Origin of the sequence: Tsukamurella soli (assembly GCF_039541155.1) — a bacterium.
GTDB classification, from domain to species: Bacteria; Actinomycetota; Actinomycetes; order Mycobacteriales; family Mycobacteriaceae; genus Tsukamurella; species Tsukamurella soli.
In genome coordinates this window covers 1-20,187 of record NZ_BAABFR010000095.1, presented here as the reverse complement: position 1 = coordinate 20,187, position 20,187 = coordinate 1, and the positions used below count along the sequence as shown (strand labels likewise).

The 20,187-nt window shown below is 68.4% G+C and carries 20 protein-coding genes and 2 pseudogenes; 10 read left to right on the top strand and 12 right to left on the bottom strand.

Going from position 1 to position 20,187, the window contains the following annotated elements:
- From ABD908_RS21675 to ABD908_RS21660, 4 genes are all read right to left on the bottom strand, one after another.
- Positions 1-1,157: DUF6542 domain-containing protein (locus ABD908_RS21675; protein WP_344999900.1), on the bottom strand; the 1,157-nt coding region annotated here is incomplete at its 3' end.
- 16 nt (positions 1,158-1,173) lie between these two features.
- Complete coding sequence (locus tag ABD908_RS21670; protein WP_344999897.1) at positions 1,174-2,247, bottom strand: DNA recombination protein RmuC; 1,074 nt, start codon at positions 2,245-2,247, stop codon at positions 1,174-1,176.
- 54 nt (positions 2,248-2,301) lie between these two features.
- Positions 2,302-2,808 (bottom strand): methylated-DNA--[protein]-cysteine S-methyltransferase, encoded by a 507-nt coding sequence (locus tag ABD908_RS21665; protein WP_344999895.1) that lies wholly within the window; start codon positions 2,806-2,808, stop codon positions 2,302-2,304.
- On the bottom strand, positions 2,805-4,352 hold the full coding sequence (locus ABD908_RS21660) for an AlkA N-terminal domain-containing protein (RefSeq protein ID WP_344999893.1): 1,548 nt from the start codon (positions 4,350-4,352) through the stop codon (positions 2,805-2,807). Before ABD908_RS21660 ends, ABD908_RS21665 begins: the two co-directional genes overlap by 4 nt.
- A 301-nt stretch (positions 4,353-4,653) precedes the next feature.
- On the opposite strand from ABD908_RS21660, the gene ychF reads away from it, so the two are divergent.
- Together ychF and ABD908_RS21650 are read left to right on the top strand one after the other, a co-directional pair.
- Entirely contained in the window at positions 4,654-5,730 is a 1,077-nt protein-coding gene (gene ychF / locus ABD908_RS21655; RefSeq protein ID WP_344999891.1) for a redox-regulated ATPase YchF, read from the top strand.
- A gap of 294 nt (positions 5,731-6,024) precedes the next feature.
- On the top strand, positions 6,025-6,594 hold the full coding sequence (locus ABD908_RS21650) for a helix-turn-helix domain-containing protein (protein ID WP_344999889.1): 570 nt from the start codon (positions 6,025-6,027) through the stop codon (positions 6,592-6,594).
- Here the strand turns inward: ABD908_RS21650 and ABD908_RS21645 are convergent.
- Complete coding sequence (locus ABD908_RS21645) at positions 6,577-7,725, bottom strand: hypothetical protein (RefSeq protein WP_344999887.1); 1,149 nt, start codon at positions 7,723-7,725, stop codon at positions 6,577-6,579. The genes ABD908_RS21650 and ABD908_RS21645 overlap by 18 nt on opposite strands.
- Entirely contained in the window at positions 7,725-8,552 is an 828-nt protein-coding gene (locus tag ABD908_RS21640; RefSeq protein WP_344999885.1) for a serine/threonine-protein kinase, read from the bottom strand. Before ABD908_RS21640 ends, ABD908_RS21645 begins: the two co-directional genes overlap by 1 nt.
- 396 nt (positions 8,553-8,948) lie before the next feature.
- On the opposite strand from ABD908_RS21640, the gene ABD908_RS21635 reads away from it, so the two are divergent.
- Positions 8,949-9,302, top strand: a complete 354-nt coding sequence (locus ABD908_RS21635) for a MerR family transcriptional regulator (protein ID WP_344999883.1) — start codon at positions 8,949-8,951, stop codon at positions 9,300-9,302.
- Positions 9,303-9,395: 93 nt separating this feature from the next.
- Positions 9,396-10,103, top strand: a complete 708-nt coding sequence (locus ABD908_RS21630) for an AbiV family abortive infection protein (RefSeq protein WP_344999881.1) — start codon at positions 9,396-9,398, stop codon at positions 10,101-10,103.
- Here the strand turns inward: ABD908_RS21630 and ABD908_RS21625 are convergent.
- From ABD908_RS21625 to ABD908_RS21615, 3 genes are all read right to left on the bottom strand, one after another.
- On the bottom strand, positions 10,072-10,575 hold the full coding sequence (locus ABD908_RS21625) for an Abi family protein (protein ID WP_344999879.1): 504 nt from the start codon (positions 10,573-10,575) through the stop codon (positions 10,072-10,074). The genes ABD908_RS21630 and ABD908_RS21625 overlap by 32 nt on opposite strands.
- Positions 10,572-11,114 carry an Abi family protein gene (locus tag ABD908_RS21620; RefSeq protein ID WP_344999877.1) on the bottom strand — a complete coding sequence of 181 codons (543 nt, stop codon included), beginning with the start codon at positions 11,112-11,114 and terminating at the stop codon, positions 10,572-10,574. The genes ABD908_RS21625 and ABD908_RS21620 overlap by 4 nt, the downstream gene beginning before the upstream one ends.
- A 429-nt stretch (positions 11,115-11,543) precedes the next feature.
- On the bottom strand, positions 11,544-13,211 hold the full coding sequence (locus tag ABD908_RS21615) for a hypothetical protein (protein ID WP_344999875.1): 1,668 nt from the start codon (positions 13,209-13,211) through the stop codon (positions 11,544-11,546).
- Between the two features lie 151 nt (positions 13,212-13,362).
- On the opposite strand from ABD908_RS21615, the gene ABD908_RS21610 reads away from it, so the two are divergent.
- From ABD908_RS21610 to ABD908_RS21600, 3 genes and pseudogenes are all read left to right on the top strand, one after another.
- Complete coding sequence (locus ABD908_RS21610) at positions 13,363-13,722, top strand: TA system antitoxin ParD family protein (protein WP_344999874.1); 360 nt, start codon at positions 13,363-13,365, stop codon at positions 13,720-13,722.
- The gene (locus tag ABD908_RS21605; RefSeq protein ID WP_344999872.1) at positions 13,722-14,294 is read left to right on the top strand and encodes an ATPase; all 573 of its coding nucleotides are present in this window, start codon (positions 13,722-13,724) and stop codon (positions 14,292-14,294) included. Before ABD908_RS21610 ends, ABD908_RS21605 begins: the two co-directional genes overlap by 1 nt.
- A gap of 3 nt (positions 14,295-14,297) precedes the next feature.
- A pseudogene (locus tag ABD908_RS21600) lies at positions 14,298-14,586 on the top strand (PIN domain-containing protein); the annotation flags it as partial.
- Here the strand turns inward: ABD908_RS21600 and istB are convergent.
- Together istB and ABD908_RS21590 are read right to left on the bottom strand one after the other, a co-directional pair.
- Positions 14,581-15,402, bottom strand: a complete 822-nt coding sequence (istB, locus tag ABD908_RS21595) for an IS21-like element helper ATPase IstB (RefSeq protein WP_344999869.1) — start codon at positions 15,400-15,402, stop codon at positions 14,581-14,583. The pseudogene ABD908_RS21600 and the gene istB sit on opposite strands and share 6 nt — an antisense overlap.
- Positions 15,399-16,785 (bottom strand): annotated as a pseudogene (locus tag ABD908_RS21590) (Mu transposase domain-containing protein). The gene istB and the pseudogene ABD908_RS21590 overlap by 4 nt, the downstream one beginning before the upstream one ends.
- A 469-nt stretch (positions 16,786-17,254) precedes the next feature.
- On the opposite strand from ABD908_RS21590, the gene ABD908_RS21585 reads away from it, so the two are divergent.
- The 3 genes from ABD908_RS21585 (at position 17,255) to arr (ending at position 19,493) form a co-directional block, all read left to right on the top strand.
- A complete protein-coding gene (locus ABD908_RS21585) occupies positions 17,255-17,863 on the top strand; it encodes a hypothetical protein (protein WP_344999867.1) in 609 nt (202 codons plus the stop codon).
- Positions 17,864-18,024: 161 nt separating this feature from the next.
- Positions 18,025-18,885: a fructosamine kinase family protein gene (locus tag ABD908_RS21580; RefSeq protein ID WP_344999864.1), complete on the top strand. Its 861-nt coding sequence runs from the start codon at positions 18,025-18,027 to the stop codon at positions 18,883-18,885.
- Positions 18,886-19,073: 188 nt separating this feature from the next.
- Positions 19,074-19,493 carry an NAD(+)--rifampin ADP-ribosyltransferase gene (gene arr / locus ABD908_RS21575; RefSeq protein WP_344999862.1) on the top strand — a complete coding sequence of 140 codons (420 nt, stop codon included), beginning with the start codon at positions 19,074-19,076 and terminating at the stop codon, positions 19,491-19,493.
- Between the two features lie 180 nt (positions 19,494-19,673).
- Here the strand turns inward: arr and ABD908_RS21570 are convergent, their stop codons facing one another.
- A complete protein-coding gene (locus tag ABD908_RS21570) occupies positions 19,674-20,000 on the bottom strand; it encodes a hypothetical protein (protein ID WP_344999860.1) in 327 nt (108 codons plus the stop codon).
- Between the last annotated feature and the right edge of the window lie 187 nt (positions 20,001-20,187).

Here is a 20,187-nt window from a genome sequence, read left to right as displayed (position 1 = left end):
CCGATGGCTCCGGGCCGCTCACGGGGGTCGGCGGCGGCGCGTCGCGGGTCGCGTGCCCACGCCGGGGGCTCGTCGCGGACCGGCGGCACGATCTGCGTGTCGGCCATGCCGGGTGGCACGAGGCGGCTCGTACGGCCGTCGACGGGACGGCCGGGGGTACGGGGCGCATGCCGGCCGCCGCGCTCGTCGATGCGTTCCGGCGCCGGCTTCCGATCCTGCGCGCGCTCAGCGGTCCGGGGTCGATCCTGCGTGCGTGGGCGCTCCTGAGCGCGCGGTCGGTCCTTGGCGCGCGCGCGCTCGGCGGCGAGCTGCCGCTCCTCGGTGCGTGGCCGGTCTGCGGTGCGCGGCCGGTCGGTGCGTCGATCACCGGAGCGCACAGGCCGGTCGGTGGCCGAGCGGCGCGTCCCGGCGGTGCGTGAACGCTGGTCGGTATCGCGGCCGCCGGCCAGACGCCCGAACAGGTCGCGGGCCTTGGCGCCGATCCCGGCGGTGGCCGACGCTGCGCCCGCGGTCGTGCGGGCTGTGGCGCGGTCTGTGGGCTTGTCGGAGAGCAGCGCAGTAGCAGTCGCCCCAGCGCCTGCGACGGCGGCATGCTTGCGGGCCGGTGCAGGTGGGGCGGCCACAGCCTTGTCGGCGATGTCCTTGAGGCGCAGCCGCGCGGATGCCGGCTCAGAGACCGACTTGGTCGACCGGCGGTCTGTGCGCGCGGCGGCCCGCGCGGCCCTGGTGAGGGACCGGTAGAGGACGAAGCGGGCGATACCGATGAGTGCCGTGACGACCGAGATCCAGAACATCCACGGGAACAGCCGCACCAGGGGAAGTCCCACGTCGAGCACGATCTGCGCAGGCCTGGCGCTGGCGTCCGACATGGCGAGCCAGTTGTACAGCGGAACCGTCACGAACATCAGCAGCGGAGGCTGCACGATCGCGGTGAACAGGTTCCGGTTGCGGGCCACCAGGACGGCCGCCACCGCGCCTATGCCGATACACATGGCACCGACGTGCCCGCCCGACATCGTGCTGGAGAGGGCGGCCCCAGCGGCAGTGAACACCACCAGGGTCGCTATGACACCCCACCAGGGCAGTCCGGGCACTGTCGCCAGGATCGATCGCTCATCGATCGCTACCTGGGAGCGCGACGGTTGGAACTTCGGCACATAGGAACCGTACCGGTTAATCCCGAGAGAATTTCGGATGCGGAGCTGTGGGTACCGCGCGCGGCACAGACTCTACGCCTGTTTGGTCGGGAAACGACGTATCTCGGAGCGACCCGAGTGCCCCGAGTCGGCGGGCCGTCACCGCCACTCTGGCGTTGTACGAGCCGACGGTGGCGTTGAATGCATCGACGGTTCGATCCAGTGCTGAGCCGAGTGACGTGAAGTGGGAGTTCAGAATGTCCAATCGCTCACTCAACTCGCTGCCCAGGGCGTGGATGCGCGCGGCGTCCTCGGTGAGGGCGTGTTGGCGCCATGCGAGGGCGACGGCCCGCAGCATGGCTACGAGCGTGGTCGGCGTCGCGAGTGCGACGTTGCGTTCGAGCGCGAATTCGAGCAGCTCCGGGTCGACCTCGAGGGCCGCGTCGAGGAACGGCTCGGCGGGCACGAACATGACCACCAGCTCGGGTGAGCCCACCGCCTCCCAGTACCGCTTCGCAGTGAGTGACGTCACATGTGACCGGAATCGGCGCGCGTGGTCGACCAGCAGCGCCGGCCGCTCGGCGGGTGGGGCGTCGAGCGCGGCGAGGTAGGCGTCGAGGGGCACCTTGGCGTCGATCACCATGTCCCGGCCGCCCGACAGATGCACCACCAGGTCCGGTCGCAGCCGTGCGTCGCCGACCGACACCGTCATCTGCGGGGTGAAGTCGCAGTGCCGGCCGAGCCCGGCCAGCTCCACCACCCGTTCCAGCTGCAACTCGCCCCACCGTCCGCGCACCTGTGGCGACCGCAGCGCGGACCGGAGGGACGACGTCTCGGTTCGCAGCGCGTCCGATGTCCGGGCCACCGCGCCGATCTGCTCGCGTAGCCCGGCGAACGCCGCGACTCTGCTCCGCTCGGCGGCCATCAGGTCGCGCCCGAGGGCATCGATCGTCTGGCGTAGCGGCGCGACCAACGCGGTCACCGACCCGCTCAGGTCGGACGCCGCGACGGGGCGCATGCCCCGCGCGGCATACCGCGCGTGCCCGAGCCAGCCCAGCGCGACGCCCACCAGCAGCGTGAAGGCCGCTATGAGCAGGTAGGTCGTATCCATGTCCTGGATGTTGCACCGGGGGTACGACACGTCGCCGTCGGCGCGGCGCCGGCATCAGGGTGCAGGGGCCTCGTGCCGGAGCAGCCACTCCTTCACGTCGAGGCCCCAGCGGAACCCGCCCAGCGTGCCGTCGGTGCGCAGGACGCGATGGCACGGGATGAACAGCGCTGCGGGATTGCGCGCGCACGCCTGGGCCGCGGCGCGGACGGCGGCCGGGCGGCCGGCGAGCGCGGCGTACCGCGTGTAGGTGACGGGCGTCCCGGCCGGGACCGTGCGCAGCACCTTCCAGGCGTGCGTGATGAACTCGCCGGATCGCTGGTGGACGGGCACGTCGTCGATCGCCGTGAGGTCGCCGTCGTGGTAGGCGACGACGGCGCGGGTCACTGCGCCGAGGTCGGCGGCGCGGCGGAGCCCGGAGGGGCGCAGAGCGGCGTGGATCAGGGGAACGAGCGCGCCGGAGTCGGCGGTCCAGCCGGAGGCCAGCACGGCACCGTCGTCGTCCACGACGGCGGTGAACGGCCCAGCAGGGGTGTCGACGGTGGCTGTGATCGCGGGCCTCATGACGTCTCCTCGGTGTCGGTGTCGGTGTCGGTGTCGGTGTCGGTGTCGGTGTCGGTGTTCGGGTCGGCGTCGGCGTCGGCGGGGACTACGACGCTCCGCCACAGGTGCATGCAGGCGTAGCTCGCCCACGGCCGCCAGGGGTTCGAGGCAGGGTCGACTCCCAGCCGCGCGGCCGCCTTGCGGACGACGAGGTCGGTGTCGAGCAGCGTGTCGGGGTCGGCGAGCAACCGCATAGCGACGTAGTCGGCGGTCCACGGCCCGACCCCGCGCAGCGCCAGGAGCCGCCGCCGCGCCTCGCCCTTCGTCAGCCCCGGGTGCAGTTGCAGGACGCCGTCGGCGAGCGAGGCTGCCGCGTCGACGACGGCGCTGATCCGCTGCCGTGGCCCCGTCAGCACGTCGGCGCCGCCCGCCGCGACCGCCGCCGCCGTCGGGAACGCGGTGGTCACCCGGCCTCCGAGGTCCTCCACCCGGGAGCCGAGGAACGCGGCCAGGCGGCCCTGGTGCGTGCGTGCCGCGCCGACGGAGATCTGCTGCCCGATCATGGTGCGCAGCAACAGCTCCGATGCGTCCACGGAACCGAACATGCGAATGCCCGGGTGGGCGGTCACCAGCGGCGCGAACACGGGGTCCCGGGCAAGCGCAGCGTCCACCGCAACGGGGTCGGCATCCAGGTCGAGCAGGTGCCGCAGCCGCGCGACGGCCGCCGTGAGGTCGCGCATGTCGGTGAGCCGTAGCACCGCTCGGACGTGTCCTCGATCCGCTGTCGCCAGGTCGACGGTGGCGACGGCCGGCCCGCCGGGCAGGTCCAGCACGCGGGTGTACTGCGTGCCGGCGATGTGCTCGACACCGTCGACGGCGTGTGATTGCAGGAACCACAGCGACCAGTCGATGTCGAACGGGGGCCGCAGTGCCAGCCGGATCGCGATCTCGCCGGGCGGTGCCGGAGCGCCGCGGTGGGCGGCTCGCATCTGTGTGGGAGTGCGACCGAACACCTCGGCGACGGTGTCGTTGAACTGCCGGATCGAGCTGAAGCCCGCGGCGAAGGCGATGTCGGAGAACGGCATCGCCGTCGACTGCACCAGGATCCTGGCCGTCGTCGCCCGGTGCGCCCGCGCCAGCGCCAGCGGCCCCGCGCCCAGCTCCGCGGTGAGCACTCGACCGAGCTGTCGGGTGCTGTACCCGAGGCGTGCGGCCAGGCCGGGTACCCCGTCGCGGTCGACGACACCGTCGGCGATCAGCCGCATCGCCCGCGCCGCGAGATCGGAGCCGACGTTCCAGCGCGGCGAACCGGGTACGGCGTCGGGTAGGCATCGTCGGCACGCCCGGAACCCCGATGCCTGTGCGGATGCGGCCGTCAGATGGAAGCTCACGTTCTGCGGCTTGGGCGTACGCGCGGGACAGGAAGGGCGGCAATAGATCCCGGTGGTGGCGACCGCGGTGTAGAACTGCCCGTCGAAGCGCGCGTCACGGCTCTCGATGGCCCGGTAGCAGGCGTCGAAGTCGAGCCGGCGGTCCGCGGTCGCGGGAAGGTCGGTGGTGGTCATATAGACGAGTCTGGCAGCGCCGCGGCGGGCTAGCTGGCGGGAATCGGCCACGGCCGTCAGTGGCATCTATCGCCGGCTCGCCGCCCGAGCGCCGTGTGCGCCGATGCCTCCCGCTCGGTGGGTGGACGCGCCGCGTCGGTGCCGAGGCCCCCGATATCGCGGCCGGTGTTGCGGGCGGGGTGGATTGGACACGCTCGCCGAGCTGCTCTCCTGAATCCGACGCCCAGGCGGCGCGACCCCCTTCGTTCCGGGGGCGTGCGCCGTTGGGGCGTAGGTTTCAAGGCCCGTAGACTGGCCGGTCGTGAGCCTTACCCTCGGAATCGTCGGCCTACCCAACGTGGGCAAGTCCACCCTGTTCAACGCCCTCACCAACAGCGAGGTCGAGGCCGCGAACTACCCGTTCGCCACCATCGAGCCCAACGTGGGCGTCGTGAACCTACCCGACCCCCGCCTGACCCGACTCGCCGAGATCTTCGGCTCCGAGCGCATCCTGCCGGCGACGGTGTCGTTCGTCGACATCGCGGGCATCGTCAAGGGCGCCTCCGAGGGTGAGGGGATGGGCAACCAGTTCCTGTCCAATATCCGCGAGGCCGACGCGATCTGCCAGGTGGTGCGCGTGTTCTCCGATGAGGACGTGGTGCACGTGGCCGGCAGGGTCGACCCCCTCGCCGACATCGAGGTGATCGCCACCGAGCTGATCCTCGCCGACCTGCAGACCATCGAGAAGGCGCTGCCGCGGATCGAGAAGGAGGCGCGCAAGAACAAGGACGCCGCCACTACGCTCGCCGCGGTGAAGGCGGCTGAGGCGATCCTGACCGACGGGCGCACGCTGTTCGCCGCCGCGGGTGAGTTCGACGCCGCGCCGATCCGCGAGCTGCACCTGATGACGGCCAAGCCGTTCCTGTACGTCTTCAACTCCGACGAGGGCGTGCTCACCGACGACGCGCGCAAGGCCGAGTTACGCGCCGCGGTCGCTCCCGCCGACGCCGTGTTCCTCGATGCCAAGATCGAGTCCGAGTTGCTCGAGCTCGAGCCCGAGGACCAGGCCGAGATGTTGGAGTCGATCGGCCAGGACGAGCCGGGCCTCGACTCGCTCGCGCGCGCCGGCTTCCACACCCTCGGCCTGCAGACCTATCTCACCGCGGGCCCGAAGGAGTCGCGCGCGTGGACGATCCGCAAGGGTGACACCGCCCCCAAGGCGGCCGGTGTGATCCACACCGACTTCGAGAAGGGCTTCATCAAGGCGGAGATCGTCTCCTTCACCGACCTCGACGCCGCCGGCTCGATGGCCAAGGCCAAGGCGGCGGGCAAGGTGCGCATGGAGGGCAAGGACTACGTCATGTCCGACGGTGATGTGGTGGAGTTCCGGCACTCATAGAACATTTGCCGGCAAGTGGAAGCGCGCAGGCGCACGTGATGTCTGTCGTCGTTGGGATGATCGTGTGGATGCGCGTGCTTGCTTCGGTCGGAAGTGCAGAGTGCTGGGCCGTACGTAGTTGATTCAAAGAAGCGGGAGGCCATGGCCGTGCGCAACGTGACTGTCGTGGCTCCGATCTCGTCCCTCGGTGGACGCAGGTTCGAACCCCAGGCCGAGCTGATTCTGCACGACCTCGCTCAACCAGCCGCAGCTTCTCTCCCTGGCACCGCTGGGGAGGTGCTACTGATCCCCGAGATGCCCAGTCCCCTGGGCCTGCCCGACTTCATCGCTCTCGCCGGCGGTCGGGACTGGCTCCAGGCGCGCGGCGCTGCGGGCATCCAGCCACTTCTCGCCGAGGCCGACTGCTCGGTGCTGGCGGTGCTGCACCCGGGACAGGCGCTGTCGTCGGCGACTATCGCTCGGCGAGTCGGGTGGTCGCCAGCGGCTCTCGAGCCGGTGCTGAGCCGACTTGAGAGCGCGGGCGCAGTGGATAAAACCCCGGGCGGCGCGCACAGGGTGAACCCGGCGCTGGTGCCGCGGGGATCAGTGTTCGCCCTCGAGGCGAAGGTGAAGGACTGGCAGAAGGCGGTCCTTCAGGGCCGCGCGTACCGCTCGTGGGCCGACAACTACGTGGTCCTCCTGGGCGAAGTCGGTCAGGTGGCAGTGCGTCGCGCTGCGGAGCGCGTCTCTCACGACGGAGCGGGACTCTACTCGTCCTCAGGATGGGTCGTCAGGCCGCGCGCGAGACGTCCCGCGCCGGCCAAGCGTCTGTGGGGCTTCGAGCACTTGTACGCAGCCACGGCGTGTTCAGTTCCAGCCCTCTGAGGCGGCGAATAGTTCGAGTCCGTCACGGAATGGCTTGATCCAGCGGTCGGGGCCGATCGGCGCGCCGGTGATTCGCTTCACTTCCTGCCACTCGGGACGAGCCTCCGTGTAGCGGCGTCGCAAGGCGGCGATCCGGTCGCGGCCGGTCAATCCGTTCAGCTCGTCGACGATCGTCGTGAGGATCGCCGCGTGGTGCTGGAACGCCTGCTCCGGCTTGGGGCCGATGGTGCCGGGAGTCAGCCGCGCGGCCAGCGCTTGCTTCTCGGACGACAGCACCGAGTACTCACGGTTTGAAAGCCCGCCCATGAGCCCGCCGAGCGTTGGACGCTGGTACCAGCCACCGCCGTTCTGGTCGCCTTCGCGCTCCTCGAAGTCCTGGTAGGCGCAGATCCGCTGGCGGATGTCCCACCCGGTCCCGATCGCTTCCGCGCCCGCGGCCACGGCCGGTAGCGCGGCGATGTCGCCGAAGGCGATGCGCACGGGCCGGTCCTGGCTGAGCGCGAAGGTCGTGCGCATCAGGCCGTACACCTCTTCGGCGGTCGCGCCGGGCGGCATGGCGTTGTCTGACCGTGTCACGACGAGCAGCCAGCCAGCCGGCTCCAGCTGGTCCAGCGCACCGACGTGGGCGTCGAGCTCCGCGCCGGCACCCCAGAACTGCTGGTCGCCAGCAACGGTGAGCCATGCAGTGGGCTCTGCGTCTATGGCTTCCTGGCTGAACTCGAGCGCGCGTTGGCTCGCGGGGGTGTCGGGGTAGGACACCAGCAAGGAAGAGGCGAGGAGCGGGCTGCAGAGTTCCCTCTGAATCGCGTAGACCCGGTCGATGTGATCGCGCATGGCAGGGCGCGACGACACGTCGCCTCGTGCCCCGACCCAGAGGTCCCATGTGTCGTAGTGCCGGAAGTCGCCGGCACGGGGCATGCTCAGCGCGTAGGTCATGGGGTCGAACCAGAACTCGCCGCCGACCGCTCGGATCTGTTCGGATGTGTCCTGCGCCGAGCGCTTGAAACCGTTGGCTAAGCGCGGGGAGGTGAAGGACGATAGGTACGCGCCGGTCGCGTACCCGCCTCGTATGGCGCTCGTGGCCCACTTGACCAGCGTGTTGCGGGCCGTGTCGCTGAGGAAGACCCCCATCACGCCTCCTCGAACGCGCGCTGCAGCGCGTCGCCGTTGCGGTACCGCCGTGCGGGCTGCGGGTGGAGCCCCCGCTCCACGACGGCGACCAGGCCGTCGGGCAGGTCCGGGCGCGCATCCCCCAGAGGTATGTGTTGCGCGGTCCGGAGGCGCTGGAGGTACTCGAAGTCGTCCCCCTTGTAGGGGACGGGCGGATGGCCGGTGGCCGCGAGGTAGACCAGGGCGCAGCACCCAAAGACGTCGGACGCGGCCGTGGGCGAGCCGGAGTACGCCTGGAGGTGCTCCGGCGTCATGAAGCCACGGGTGCCGGGTTGGCCGCCCACGGTCAGCCCGCTCCGAAGAGTGTGCTTCGCGAAGCCCGGGTCCATCACCACGAACTTCCCGGACGCGAGCCGCTGGACGTTGCCAGGGCTGAGGTCGCGGTGGATGACCTTCTTCTTGTGCAGCGCGCCGAGTCCGGCCGCCACGTCCCGTCCCAGCTCGAGCAGGTGCTCTGTAGGCCACCCCGATCCGCCGTAGCGCAGGTCTGTGCCGTCGAGGAACTCCTCGAGCCAGAACACCGCCATGGGCGGGTCGCCGAGTAGCTGGAGGTCCGAGCTGACGGCGACCACGTTGGGGTGGTCGACGCTCTTGAGCAGATCGACCTCGCGCCGAGCGCGCTCGAGCGCCGCCGGGTCCGCAGCCAAACCAAGGTCGATGAGCTTGAGCACGCTCTCTGTGCCGTCGGAGTGTGTCACGACATGCACCTGCTTCTGCCCGCCCTGCACGAGGGCGCGCGCGGGCACGACATCCAGTCTGGAGCAGGCTTCGTGCAGGAGGTCGGTCATCTGATGATCCTGGCATGCCCGCACGGGCGGGACGGCGTTGGCGCAATCGTGTCGCGGTCTCGGCATCAGGGGCGCTGCGTCGGCCGTCATCAGGGCGGGATGATGCTCATGACCAGGTAGCCCCGATCGACAGCGCCGGAGTTCCGACGCTCATGGGCATCTAACGGCTGTCTCAGTGCCCCGAAGAGTTTCGCGAGGACCGGCTCGAGTTGGTGGATGTCTGCGAGCTCTTCCCCGCGCCCGCACGTAGGTCACAGGCGCGCCCTTGTACATGCCGGGGTGCCCCACGATCCCTCTTGCCAAGGCCGCCGGGTCGTCGCCGACCCGGCCCACCACCGCGTGATCGCGAGCGACCGTAGGAGTTGACCCCAGTGTCAGGCGGCAAGCTGAGCGACCGTGGGGAGCGCGCTGCGGATCGGTAATCTCGCGGCCCTCACGACCACGACGCCGCGGATGTTACGCCACTACGAGAAGGAGGGGCTCATCGCCGCGGAGCGCTCCTCCACCGGCCAGCGCCTGGTCGACCGGTCCGTCGTCGAACAGGTCCGCTCCATCCGGCGGCTGCTCGCAGCCGGGCTGCCCGTCGTGGCTGTCCGCGAGCTCCTCGACTGCATCCACGACACAGACCGCCTCGAGCCGTGCGCGGTGCCGATGTTGGTCGAGCACCTCCGGGTCTACGACGGGGGTATCGCCGAGCTCACGACGACCAGGGACTTGTTGCAGGGGCTCATCGACGCATCGAACAGGTGACGGTCGAGCATCTGGGTCACTGACGGCCCTTGGTCGCCGGCGACACGATGTCGTTGCGCGTATCAGCGCACAACGGCCGCTGATGCTTGAAACATGGCGAAGACGAGCGAGAAGAAGCCGGAGATCATCCCAGCCGACTTTGCGCGACGGTGGTGGAAGTCGCTGATGGCGAACACGGTCGCGCTGGTTGAGGACGCGGCGCTCCTCGCCTCCCATGACAGCCCCGGCCGAGCGCAGGCGCTGATCGTGCTCGCCATGGAGGAGCTCGCCAAGGCGCGCTGGCTGTATGGCGCCGCCGAGTATGAGTGGACTGCGCCGCTCGGCCTCTACGGCCTTGAGCCTCGACCAGCTGGCGACGTCCTCGTGCCCGAAGGTCTGAGTTCCACCCGTCGGCCCCACGCGGAGAAACTCCAGGTGGCCGAGCAGTTCGCGTCGGGGCTCGCAGGCTTCTGGAGCCTGGACCGACGGATGGAATACTATGAGCGTGCTGACCTGGAGACCTTCACCGCCACGGCGAAGCAGCGCAACCTCGACAAGCAGGCGGGCTTCTACGTAGACCGGGACGGCGAGAGCATCACCAGTCCTCTCACCATCACCGCCGACGACATCGTGAACGCCATCCGGCGCACCGCCAAGGTGGTGCAGATGCACCTGATTGAGGACCACACCCGGCAGCAGGATGCGCCCGATGCGTCGTTGATCGATTCCGCCGAAGACCTGCACTGGGCGGTTATGGCGTACTCGGATCCCGAGTTGTTCGCCGACTTCGTTACCCGGCATTCAGCTGATGGAGACGAATAGGGCGACGCGAGACCGAGCGCCATCCCCGCCAGAGTTCCAGCGACTCCCAGTTTTCGGGTACGCTGATGGAAGCGACCAACAGACAATGCGAGGTCGGGAAGACCCGCAGGAGGTCGGCCAGTCGCCGGTGCCAGTCCGTCCCCGCCTCGATCGAGCGGAGAAGGTGGGCGATCACGGCCAGGGCGTTGTAGGTGCCGAAGACGCCCTTGGCGGTCTGCTCGTCCCGGAGGTGGTCGAGGACCGGCACCTGCCCGGCCTTGGGCCGCGCGGGCGCGTGCTGGAGCTTCCGGTTGTACAGTCGTGCGTGGTGCGCGGCGACGTTCCGGACGTAGTTGAGGCTGGCGAGCCAGCTGGCCATGATCTTCTTCGTTGGCAACCCGAAGGCGAATGCGATCTCCTCGGCGTCCCGCTGGCGCAGCCCCTGTAGAGGACGGAGACCTGCCCGAGCTCGAGCAGCTCGGTGAGCGCTCACACCGGCATCCGGTCGTCGTACTTCTCCCGGAAGTGGGCGACGAACTGCTCGTCGGACTTGGCCCGCCGCTCGTCAGCGCGCTCCAGCCACTTCGCGTGCGAGCTGGGAACCGGTTCCCCGCTGTCGGGATCGGTGCCCGGTGCGGTGAACGCCTCCGTGAAGCACGCCGGATCTTCGTGGGCGAAGGGCGAGGTGCGTCCGAGCATGTAACCCAGCTGCATCCGCACGGCGACCTCGATGCGCTCGACGCCGTCCATGACGAGCATGCGCAGCCGCCGGTCGAAGTCGATGATGTCTTTGGCGTGCTCGATCCTCGTCCCTGCCCGGTAGCAGGCGAGGACACGGTGTGCTCCCGGCCCTCGTCGTCGACGTGATGCTCGGATTCGCGGAACGGGTGCAGATAGCCGGCGAGCCGGTAGTAGCCCACCGCTCTGAGGACCGCCCCCCGCATGGTCGCGGTCGCCCGCGTCGACTCCACGGCTCGCCAGCCGCTCGACCTGCTGCTGGAGGGAGAGCCAGGGCTTCGTGTACTCGACCATGAAGATCCTCGCGAAAAGAAAACCAGCCCGCGCCTTGCGGCAACGGGCTGATCGTGATGTCTCGACGCTAGCACGCGGATCCGACCGTCGCACGACGCAAGCGAATCAGGTCCGGGCCGCGCATGCAGGCGGCGTAGCGCGTGCGCCGAGGAGGCGAAAGCCGCCGGTCATGATCATGCTCAACCATGTCCGGGACTGCGAACCCACGAGCATCCTGCACAGCCACGTTCCGGTTCAACATGACGTAAACCGCCCTGACCTGCGATGATGCGTCGACGGTGTGATCAGGGCACGTTCTGCGTCAAGATTCGGCACGATGTGGAATTTAGATTTAATGTATGACGGAATCCGGGTCAACCTCTCGAGAAGACGTCGGCCTGTGAAGTACTGCCGTTGCTGACTGATCTGTGAGCTATCGAGGACTTGCGATCACCCAGCGTTGTCGAAGCCCGCCCGCGCAGCTACTGCCGCCACCAGCTGGGTCTGCCCCGCATGCCCGGGTGCCACGGCCGCGGTTGTGGCATGTCTGCGGGTCGCTGCTCGCGCTTGCCGTAGCTGGCGCTGTAGTCCTTGCGGGGGGGCCGAGGGGTCCCAGCCCTCCATGTGGGGTCGTAGGTCGTCCCCGGAGGGCTCGGCGTTGAACACGCTGTCGTCGAGATGCTCCAGATTCGTGACGGGGTCCATTCCGTCCGCGCGGGCGCGCGCCCATTCGAGCCATTCCCGCAGCCTCGGGCGGCTCTCCAGCAGCCCCTGCGAGGTCGCCGCCGCCTTGAGTTGCTCCGCGAAGGTGCGCAGCTCCTGGGCTCCCTGCCAGGCCTCGAACATGCGCACGAAGGTAGCCTCGCGCAGTTCGAGGATCGCCTTCTCCCGGGCGCGGCTTCGTAGGTCTTCCCAGGCTCGCCGTCGGGCTGCCTGCTCGCGTTCGTGTGCCTCGTGTGCCTCGGTGAGTCGCTGCTTCTCGCGCTCGCGGGCGTCATCGTCATCGACCACTCCCTTCTTGATGGCGCGCGCGATTTCGGGGACCTGGCGTTCGAGGGGCTTCCTCTTCTCGTCAGACCACTCGTCGCCGTTACGCCGGTACCCGGAGTAGCCGTTGCGGTCGGGCTCAGTCATGTACGAGCCGTCTCTCTCCACCCGGAGATGCAGTCGGCCGGAGGGCACCTGGTCGGACCTCGGAACCTGCTTCCACGGCGCTCGCCGTAGCTCGCGCTGCTCGGCCGCTGTCGGGACGTGGGGGACCTCGTCGAGGATCTCGGTGAGGGTGAAGGTCGAGCGTCGGGCGTCGACCTGGATAAACAGCTTCGGGGTCTTGAGCTTGAGGTTGGCCCCGAGCCGCACCCCGTGGACGCGCAGGCGCTCGGCTAGGTCGAGCAGTAGCTCGATGGCACGGGGCCGCAGGCCCTCGCTTATCGGGTCGAGGATCGAGGTCGTCTCCAGCGCGGTGCGGAGCGCCTCGAGGTTAGTCGTGATCTTCCTCGTCGTCGTCCTGATGCGGTCCCAGTCCGAGGTCTCCGCGGGCGAGCCGGCGCTGAGCATGACGACGATGTCACCGGAGCTGCGGCCGGTGAAGCGGAGTTGGTGCCCCATTGGTATGAGATGGTGGACCCTGCACGCGTGCAGCACCCGGCGATAGTGGGCGCGAGTTGACTCCTCCGGGTCCGCGACGGTGATCCTCCCTGACTCCTGGAGCTGCTCGATGAGGGTCTTCGCCTGTCTTAGTATCTCCGACGCACCGTCGTCGAGGTCGAGTTCTGCTGGCTCGGCGGCACGGACGCGGACTGCAGAGGTGACCGGGTGCCTCGGGAGGGCTCCCGGCGGGAAGGTGCCGTGCTCGATGTAGTGCGTGCCCGCTTCGGTGACCGCTGCAGACCATGTCCTGGCGTGGCCCTTGACCGTCACCAGGCCCCGGGCCTTGAGGGCCGCGGCACTGGTCTTATACGAGAAGTCGTCCTCGGGCCACCTGCCGTCGGGGCAGCCGTCGGCGATCCACCGCAGGACTTCGAGTTGCCGGTCGTTAACCCGTCTGTCCATGAAAGCAACGTATCGGAGGTCTCTGATATCGGCGGCTCGTGCGCAGCGCCGAGCTAGAGCCTCCATGAGATGCCCCGCGAGGACGTTTGCAAAGGTTGGTTCTTGTCGGGACTCGGTGGAGTTGGGTTCACTGTCTAGAGATGCCGTCTGACCAGGGGAATGTGGGGTTCATCCTCAAGGTTGCGCATGTATGGTAGCACGGTGCTACAGTTCTGCTATGGCCAGAGCAAGCCAGCCGACCCGACTCCCGATGGATGTGTACGACTCCGCCGTGGCGGCCACGGCCGTCACTTCGCGCACGGTGCCGCAGCAGATCGCGCACTGGGCCCGCATCGGTCGTGAGCTGGAGCTGTCGCCACGGGTGAACCATCGAGCGATCTCCCGCGTCCTGGCCGGAACCGGCTCCTACGACGACCTCGGCGAGCAGGAACAGGCGATCGCGCGCGAGGCGTGGGGCGACCGGGTGGCCGTGCTGCGCGGCGGGCTGAACTACGAGGCAGGGTTCGCTGCAGCAGGTGAGTCGTACTCGGAGGCGGACGAGGACGGCAACCTCGTCGTCCATCCTGCTCGCGACTGATGCCCCTGCTGTACTTGCTCGCCGGGCCCAACGGCGCGGGAAAGTCGAGCTACGTCCGCGACGTCCTGATCCCGGGGACCGGCCTGCCCTTCATCAACGCCGACGAGATAGCCGCCGAACGATGGCCGGACGCGCCCGTCGAGCACGCATATGAGGCCGCCCGGATCGCCGAGGCGCAGCGCCGGGAGCTGATCTCCACGGGAGACTCCTTCATCTCCGAGACCGTGTTCTCACACGAGAGCAAGGTCGTCCTGATCGCCGATGCCGTCGACGCCGGTTACCTCGTGCACTTGCAGGTGGTCATGGTCCCCGTCGAGCTCACGGTGCAGCGGGTTCTGGAACGAGTACGCCGCGGCGGCCACGCCGTGCCTGAGCAGAAGATCCGCGATCGATATCACCGTCTGTGGGACCATGTCGCAGAGGCGATCCGGATCTGCGACGTCGCCGAGATCTTCGACAACAGCGGTGCACGTCACCCGTTCCGCTTGTGTGCCACCTACCAGCTCGGCCAGCTCGTCGGTGCCCCGGACTGGCCGACATGGACGCCGAGTGCGCTGCTCGCCAACGGGTGAGGACGCGAGGCGTTCGGGCTACCACCGCTGTCGCTCATGCCGATCGAGCGTCTGACTCCCGCCATGGAGGACCGGCGTGGGAGGTACAGATGCTGCTCGCCGATCGCGGCCGGCATCGTGCGCCGTCGATGCCGGGTCTGCTGATCGCCGCAACCGCGGAGGGGCAGGGTCGACAGTGCTCGCCGTGGACAAGGACTTCGACCTGATCGCCGAGCTCACCGGTGATCAGGCTCATCGAAAGTCCCCAGTGATGCTCATCGAAATTCCCCACCTGGGTGCGGGGAAATCATAGCGGTCGGCGGCTGGGTGCGATGGCTGTGCGGTGGGTTTCGTTGCGGGCGTGGTGATCGCGCAGTCGGTAGCTGTCGCCGTCGAGTTTGAGGACGACAGAGCGGTGCAGGAGCCGGTCGAGCATCGCGGCGGCGACGGTGGTGTCGCCGAGGACTTCGCCCCATTCGGAGACTGATCGGTTGGTGGTGATGACGATGGATGTCTTCAAATACCGTTGCGCGACAACCTGAAACAACGCTGATGCCGCTTCGGCTGGGAGTGGGAGGTAGCCGAGTTCGTCGATGACGAGCAGCGTCGGGCCGGCGAAGAACCGCATGGTCGTCGACCAGCGTCCTTCGATCACCGCTTTGTGGCAGCGGGCGGCGAGGTCGGCGGCGGTGGCGGATGTAGGTGCGATATCCGGCGTGCACCGCGGCGTGCGCGAGCCCACGGCGAGGTGTGTCTTGCCGGTGCCGGGTGGTCCGACGAGCATCACGTTCGTCGCCGATTCGAGGTAGGCGCAGGTCCCGAGCTCTCGGATCAGGGCTTGGTCGAGGCCGGGGGCGGCATCGAAGTCGAAATCAGCGAGGGTCGCGCCAGTGGGTAGGCACGCGAATCGCATCCGCCCGGCCAAGCGACGGGCTTCGGTGGCGTCGACCTCAACGGCGAGAAGATGTTCCAATGTCGCTGTCATGGTCCACTTCTCGGCGGTCGCGGTCTCCAAGACGCTCGGTAGTGCGGCTGCGGCGGCATCGAGTTTGAGGACCGCGAGGTGCCCTCGCAGCTGCTGATACAACGACGCCGCAGAGACCCCGCTGGTACGGGTGGTGTTGGTCATCCGAGGGTGTTCCTGTTCTGTGCGGCCGCTTCGTAAGCGGCGAGGTCGATGATCACTGCGTCCGATGCCGCGGCTGTGGGCGTGCTGGGGGTGTGAGAGTTGGTTTCGCGCAGCACTTTCGCCGCTGCGCGGGATCGGTCGCCGGGTGGGATCCGTTGTTTGCGGCGATGCGGAGCCCCATCGCCGGCAGCGGAGGCTGCTGCCATCGCGGCGGTATTCAGGGCGGTCACGTGCACCGCGTCACGAACCTGCGCCCCAGTGCCGGGGGCAGCGAGGCGGTGCCGGGCGATGACGATCCCGGAACCGGTGGCAATGTCGATATAGCTGTCGCCGAGCCGCTCGGTGACGGTGACCTCGCCCATCGCCAGCTCCGGCGGCACGGAGTACTGGTTGCCCCTCCATGGCACCAACGCTTGCCGTGAGACCCTCCTCGGCTCGGATAGGACCGCGGGATACGGTGCCGCCGGAGCTGCGCGCAGAGACTCGGTGGCGGCGACGGTGAGCACCGACGACTTCCCGTTCTTCGTCGCGCGCATCCGGTGAGGTGCCGGGGAGATCTCGGGTATCGGCGCGGACCCGGCAGTGCTCATCCAGGGAAGCTTGGGCCTGCTCCGGCGTCAACTCGTCCGGCAGGGTCCGCCACCAACGTTGCGCGATGCTCCGGTTCTCGCCCTCCACAACGCCTTTGCGGTGCCCGGCACGCGGCGGGCAGATCTTGACCGAGACACCGTAATACTTGGCTACCGAAGCGAACTCGGGCTTCACATCGCCGGAGGCGGGGTGGCAGACCGTGGCCATTCGGTCGAACCGCCAGTTGCGGGTCACCCCGCCGAGCTGGCGGGTGATCCGATCCAGGCCGGCGATCACCTGCGGGCGCGTCGTATTCGGCGCCAGGTAACCGCGCCACCGCCCTGAGCAGGCGAAGGTCCCGACCAGCAGATGCGCGGTCTTGCCCCAGCCCCACGAGGCCGGCGGATCGGGTAGGTCCAGCCGATCCCACTGTGTCTCTTCGCCCGGCGGGTGCTCGATCACCGCATTCGGCCGGTTCACCGCGGTGGTGCACTGCGGGCATGTTGGGCGCAGTCCACGTTCCCGGATCTGCCGCGTCAGCGACGAATACGACTGCTCGAACCGCATCTCGACGAGCTCGTCGAACAGGGTCTGCGCCCACAAGTGCGGATCCTCGAGCAGGCGGGAGGTGACGTACTCGACGAACGGCTCGAACGGATCCTCTTCTCGGCGGCGGACACCGGGCTCGGTAACCCCGTTCAGATAGTTTCGGACGGTCTTACGGTCCCGTCCCAGATGACGGGCGATCGCTGAGATCGTCCACCCCTGCTTACGCAGGGCATGTGCTTCCACGGTCTCTCCTTGTGTGAGCATGAACGAGCGGGCCTCCCTCGAAGGCTGGTGCGTGGTCAGAGACCACCAGCATCACGGGCAGGCCCGCCCATCGTTGGCGGGTGCACACAAGTGGGGAGATTCAGTTAGCAGAACTGGGGAGAATCAACGAGCGCAGTCACCTGGAGGCGGTGGAAACGCTCGCGCTGCGGGAACCGGGGTCGAGGTGCTCGTTCGACCTCACACCAGATCAGCGCTCGGACGGATCACCGGCGGCGCCTACGATCGGGGTGTGCTGCTGTCTGTGCCGGCTCGGCGTCGCCTCGGGGTCTCGTCAGGGCACGCGCCGCTGGAGATCGGTCCGGCTGACCCGAGTGCGCAGTCCTCGGCCCGATGCCTCCTCCTCTCGCGAAAGCCCGCGTTCGAGTTGTCCTTCTGGTGCGGCACATGCCCGTTCCTCTTCGAACGGAAGGAGGGAGCCAACGAGACGTTGTCTGCCGGCCGGGAGCCGATGAAGCAGTTGGAGGGGCACCTCGACGTCGTGGACGACTCGATCCTCAAGGCGTTCTCCCCGCTGCTTCCGCAGGATGAGTACCTCCCCCTACTGCTGGAAGTGCGGCCGGAACTGGTTGCGCCGCATGGAGAGCGTGACTACTTCACACACGAGCAGGTGGCAACGTGGGGCGTCGACAATTTCTGGGGGCTGCCGGAGAACCCACGGAGTTACTACTACCGAACCTTCGAGACGAGTGTGGGCGCAGACGGACATCTGTACGAGTTCGTTGTCCCCATGGTTCCTCCGAGCTGGAATGACAGCGTGCGGGTTCAGCATTACGTCGACCTGATTCGGGACGGAGTGACGCCGACCGCCGTCGCCCTCTCGGTATTGGATGTGTGTCAGCCCGCCACGGACGGCGATGACAGGGACTGCTACGCCCATTGGGGGCTCAGCCACTTCCTGCTCGATGGCCACCACAAGTTGGAGGCGGCGGCGCAGTCTGGTGCGAGCGTCCAACTCCTGGCCCTGGTGAGTTCGACCGGAGGTCTCGGCGGCGCCGAGGCCGTTGCCAGACTCCCAGAGTTGCTGGCCCGTCCTCGATCGGCCCGGAGCGCGATGTAGTGGTCGATCGACGCCGCGATCCGACTCACCGTCGTTCTCGCTCCGGAGTCCTCGAAGCGCCCGCCTCGCGAGGGTGAGTCGATACCTGAGGAACGTGCCGCGTCGGTCGACGGAGCGGGTTTCCCGAGCGACGAGGCCGTGGTCACGGGCATCATGGCGGAATGGCCCTCGCAGACTTGCCCGACGACCTAATCGGCGGTCTCGCGGTCCGTGCCGCGCACCCGGTGTCCGGCGGGGACATCGCTCGGGCGTATCGCCTGGACACTGCGGACGGTCCACTGTTCTTGAAGTGGCGGCCTGGCGCCACGCCGGATCTCTTCGAGCGCGAGGCCGTCGGTCTGCGGGTATTGCGCGCGCATCGCGGAGAGCTGTGCGTTCCGGAGGTGGTGCGGGAGACCCCGTCCGGGCTGGTGCTGGAGTGGATCGACAGCGCAGCCGCGTCGCCGTTCACGGAGGAGGACTTCGGTCGTGGACTGGCGCAGCTCCACCGCACCATCGGTCCCGCCTTCGGTTCGCTCGACGGTTCGCTGGCCGGCTATCTCGGCTCGGCAGAGGTGGACCTGACTCCGACCATTGACTGGCCGGAGTTCTTCGTCCAGCGGAGAGTGATTCCGCTGATCGACCGGGGAATCGGTGGCGGCGTCGTGTCGCGGGAGGCCCGGGTCCTGATCGATCGGTTGGCGCCGCGGGCCGACGAACTCTGCGGGCCGCCCGAGCCGGCGTCGCTGGTCCACGGCGACCTCTGGGCCGGCAACCGGATGGTCGGCACGGGCGGGCGGAACTGGCTCATCGACCCGGCCGCGCACTGGGCGCGCCGTGAGATCGATCTGGCGATGATGTCGCTCTTCGGCGGCTTCGATGCGGACTGTTTCGCGGCATACGACGAGGCGTTCCCGCTCGCCGACGGTTGGCGCGATCGACTCCGCTGGTATCAGCTTCCGCCGTTGTTGGTGCACGCCATCCTGTTCGGTGGAGGCTACGGCGCGGCCGCACTCGATGTCCTCCGACACTATGCTCGATGAGGCGCGATCACCGTGGACTCCGGGGCCGACTGCCAGTCAGCCCGTGAGGGCCGGCACGAGGGGCGGACACCGTCGGACTACTGACTCGCCCCGAACGGAGCCGGAAGCCGACGTAGGAGCGGGTCGGGCGGTGCAGGTACGCCTGCGTGTGTACATCGGACTCTGCGCCGGGCGGTAGCCTCGTCATCATGAGCGTGACAAAGGAAATCGGGCCGTTCTTCCACGGCACGACGGCCGATCTGCGGGCCGGTGATCTGCTCACCGCGGGCTTCCGCTTGAACTACAGGCCCGAGGTCACCATGAACCACATCTACTTCACGGCGCTGCGCGACGGTGCCGGTCTGGCAGCCGAACTCGCAGCTGAGCTCGTCCCCGGCAGCGGCACTCCGCGGGTGTACGAGGTGGAGCCGACGGGCGAGTTCGAGGACGATCCGAACGTCACCGACAAGAAGTTCCCGGGCAACCCCACTCGCTCGTACCGCAGCAGCGAGCCGCTGCGGATCGTCGGAGAGGTCGGCGACTGGACCCGGCTCACGCCCGAGGCGCTCGAGCAGTGGCGGGAACGCCTCTCTGCGGCCGCCGCGAATAGGGCCGAGATCATCAACTGACATCGGAATCCTGGCGCGTGGCCTCGTCCGGTGCGGCAACGTCCGTGAGCCGGGCCCGCGAATGTACTTCGTTACCAGTGGCTCTCGCATCAGGATGTATGGTGGCCGGACGGTCTCGGGACCCGGGTGGACACGCGATCGATCCCGATGCGTCGGCCCTGTCGCGATCGGGGACCCTGCCTATCCTGTCATCCGTGCGCCGCAGGAAGGGCAGAAGCGATCCGCGGCGGAGTGCGGGCAGTTCTCGCGGCGGAGGTGGTCGCGGACGGTGCGGACGATGAACGCGAGGTGCGCGACCGCGCCGTCGCCGCGCTGGGACTCGACGCCGTCGGCGATGACCTCACCCGATTCGAGCTCGACCGGCTCGGTGACGAACCCGCCGTCGTCGCCGGTGCTGATCACCCGATCGACGAAGCGGCCGTTCGGCGACAGGTCCAGCTCGATGCGCCAATCTCCGTGGCGCTCCGGAGGTGGAACGAGTGACCTGCCCGGAGTGCTCGGAGACACTCGCAGTCGGATATACGAGAGGGTCACGACATAGGTTCGACCGCCCATCAGCTGGTAGAGCTAGCCTCAGCCTTTCATCGAAATTCGTTGGCGGGCCGTGTCGTTGATGAGAGAAGGTGCCCTGAGCTGGGAGAATAGCGGTTACCACACCTGCTGTTCCACCCGACTGAGGAGCACCTTCTTGGTG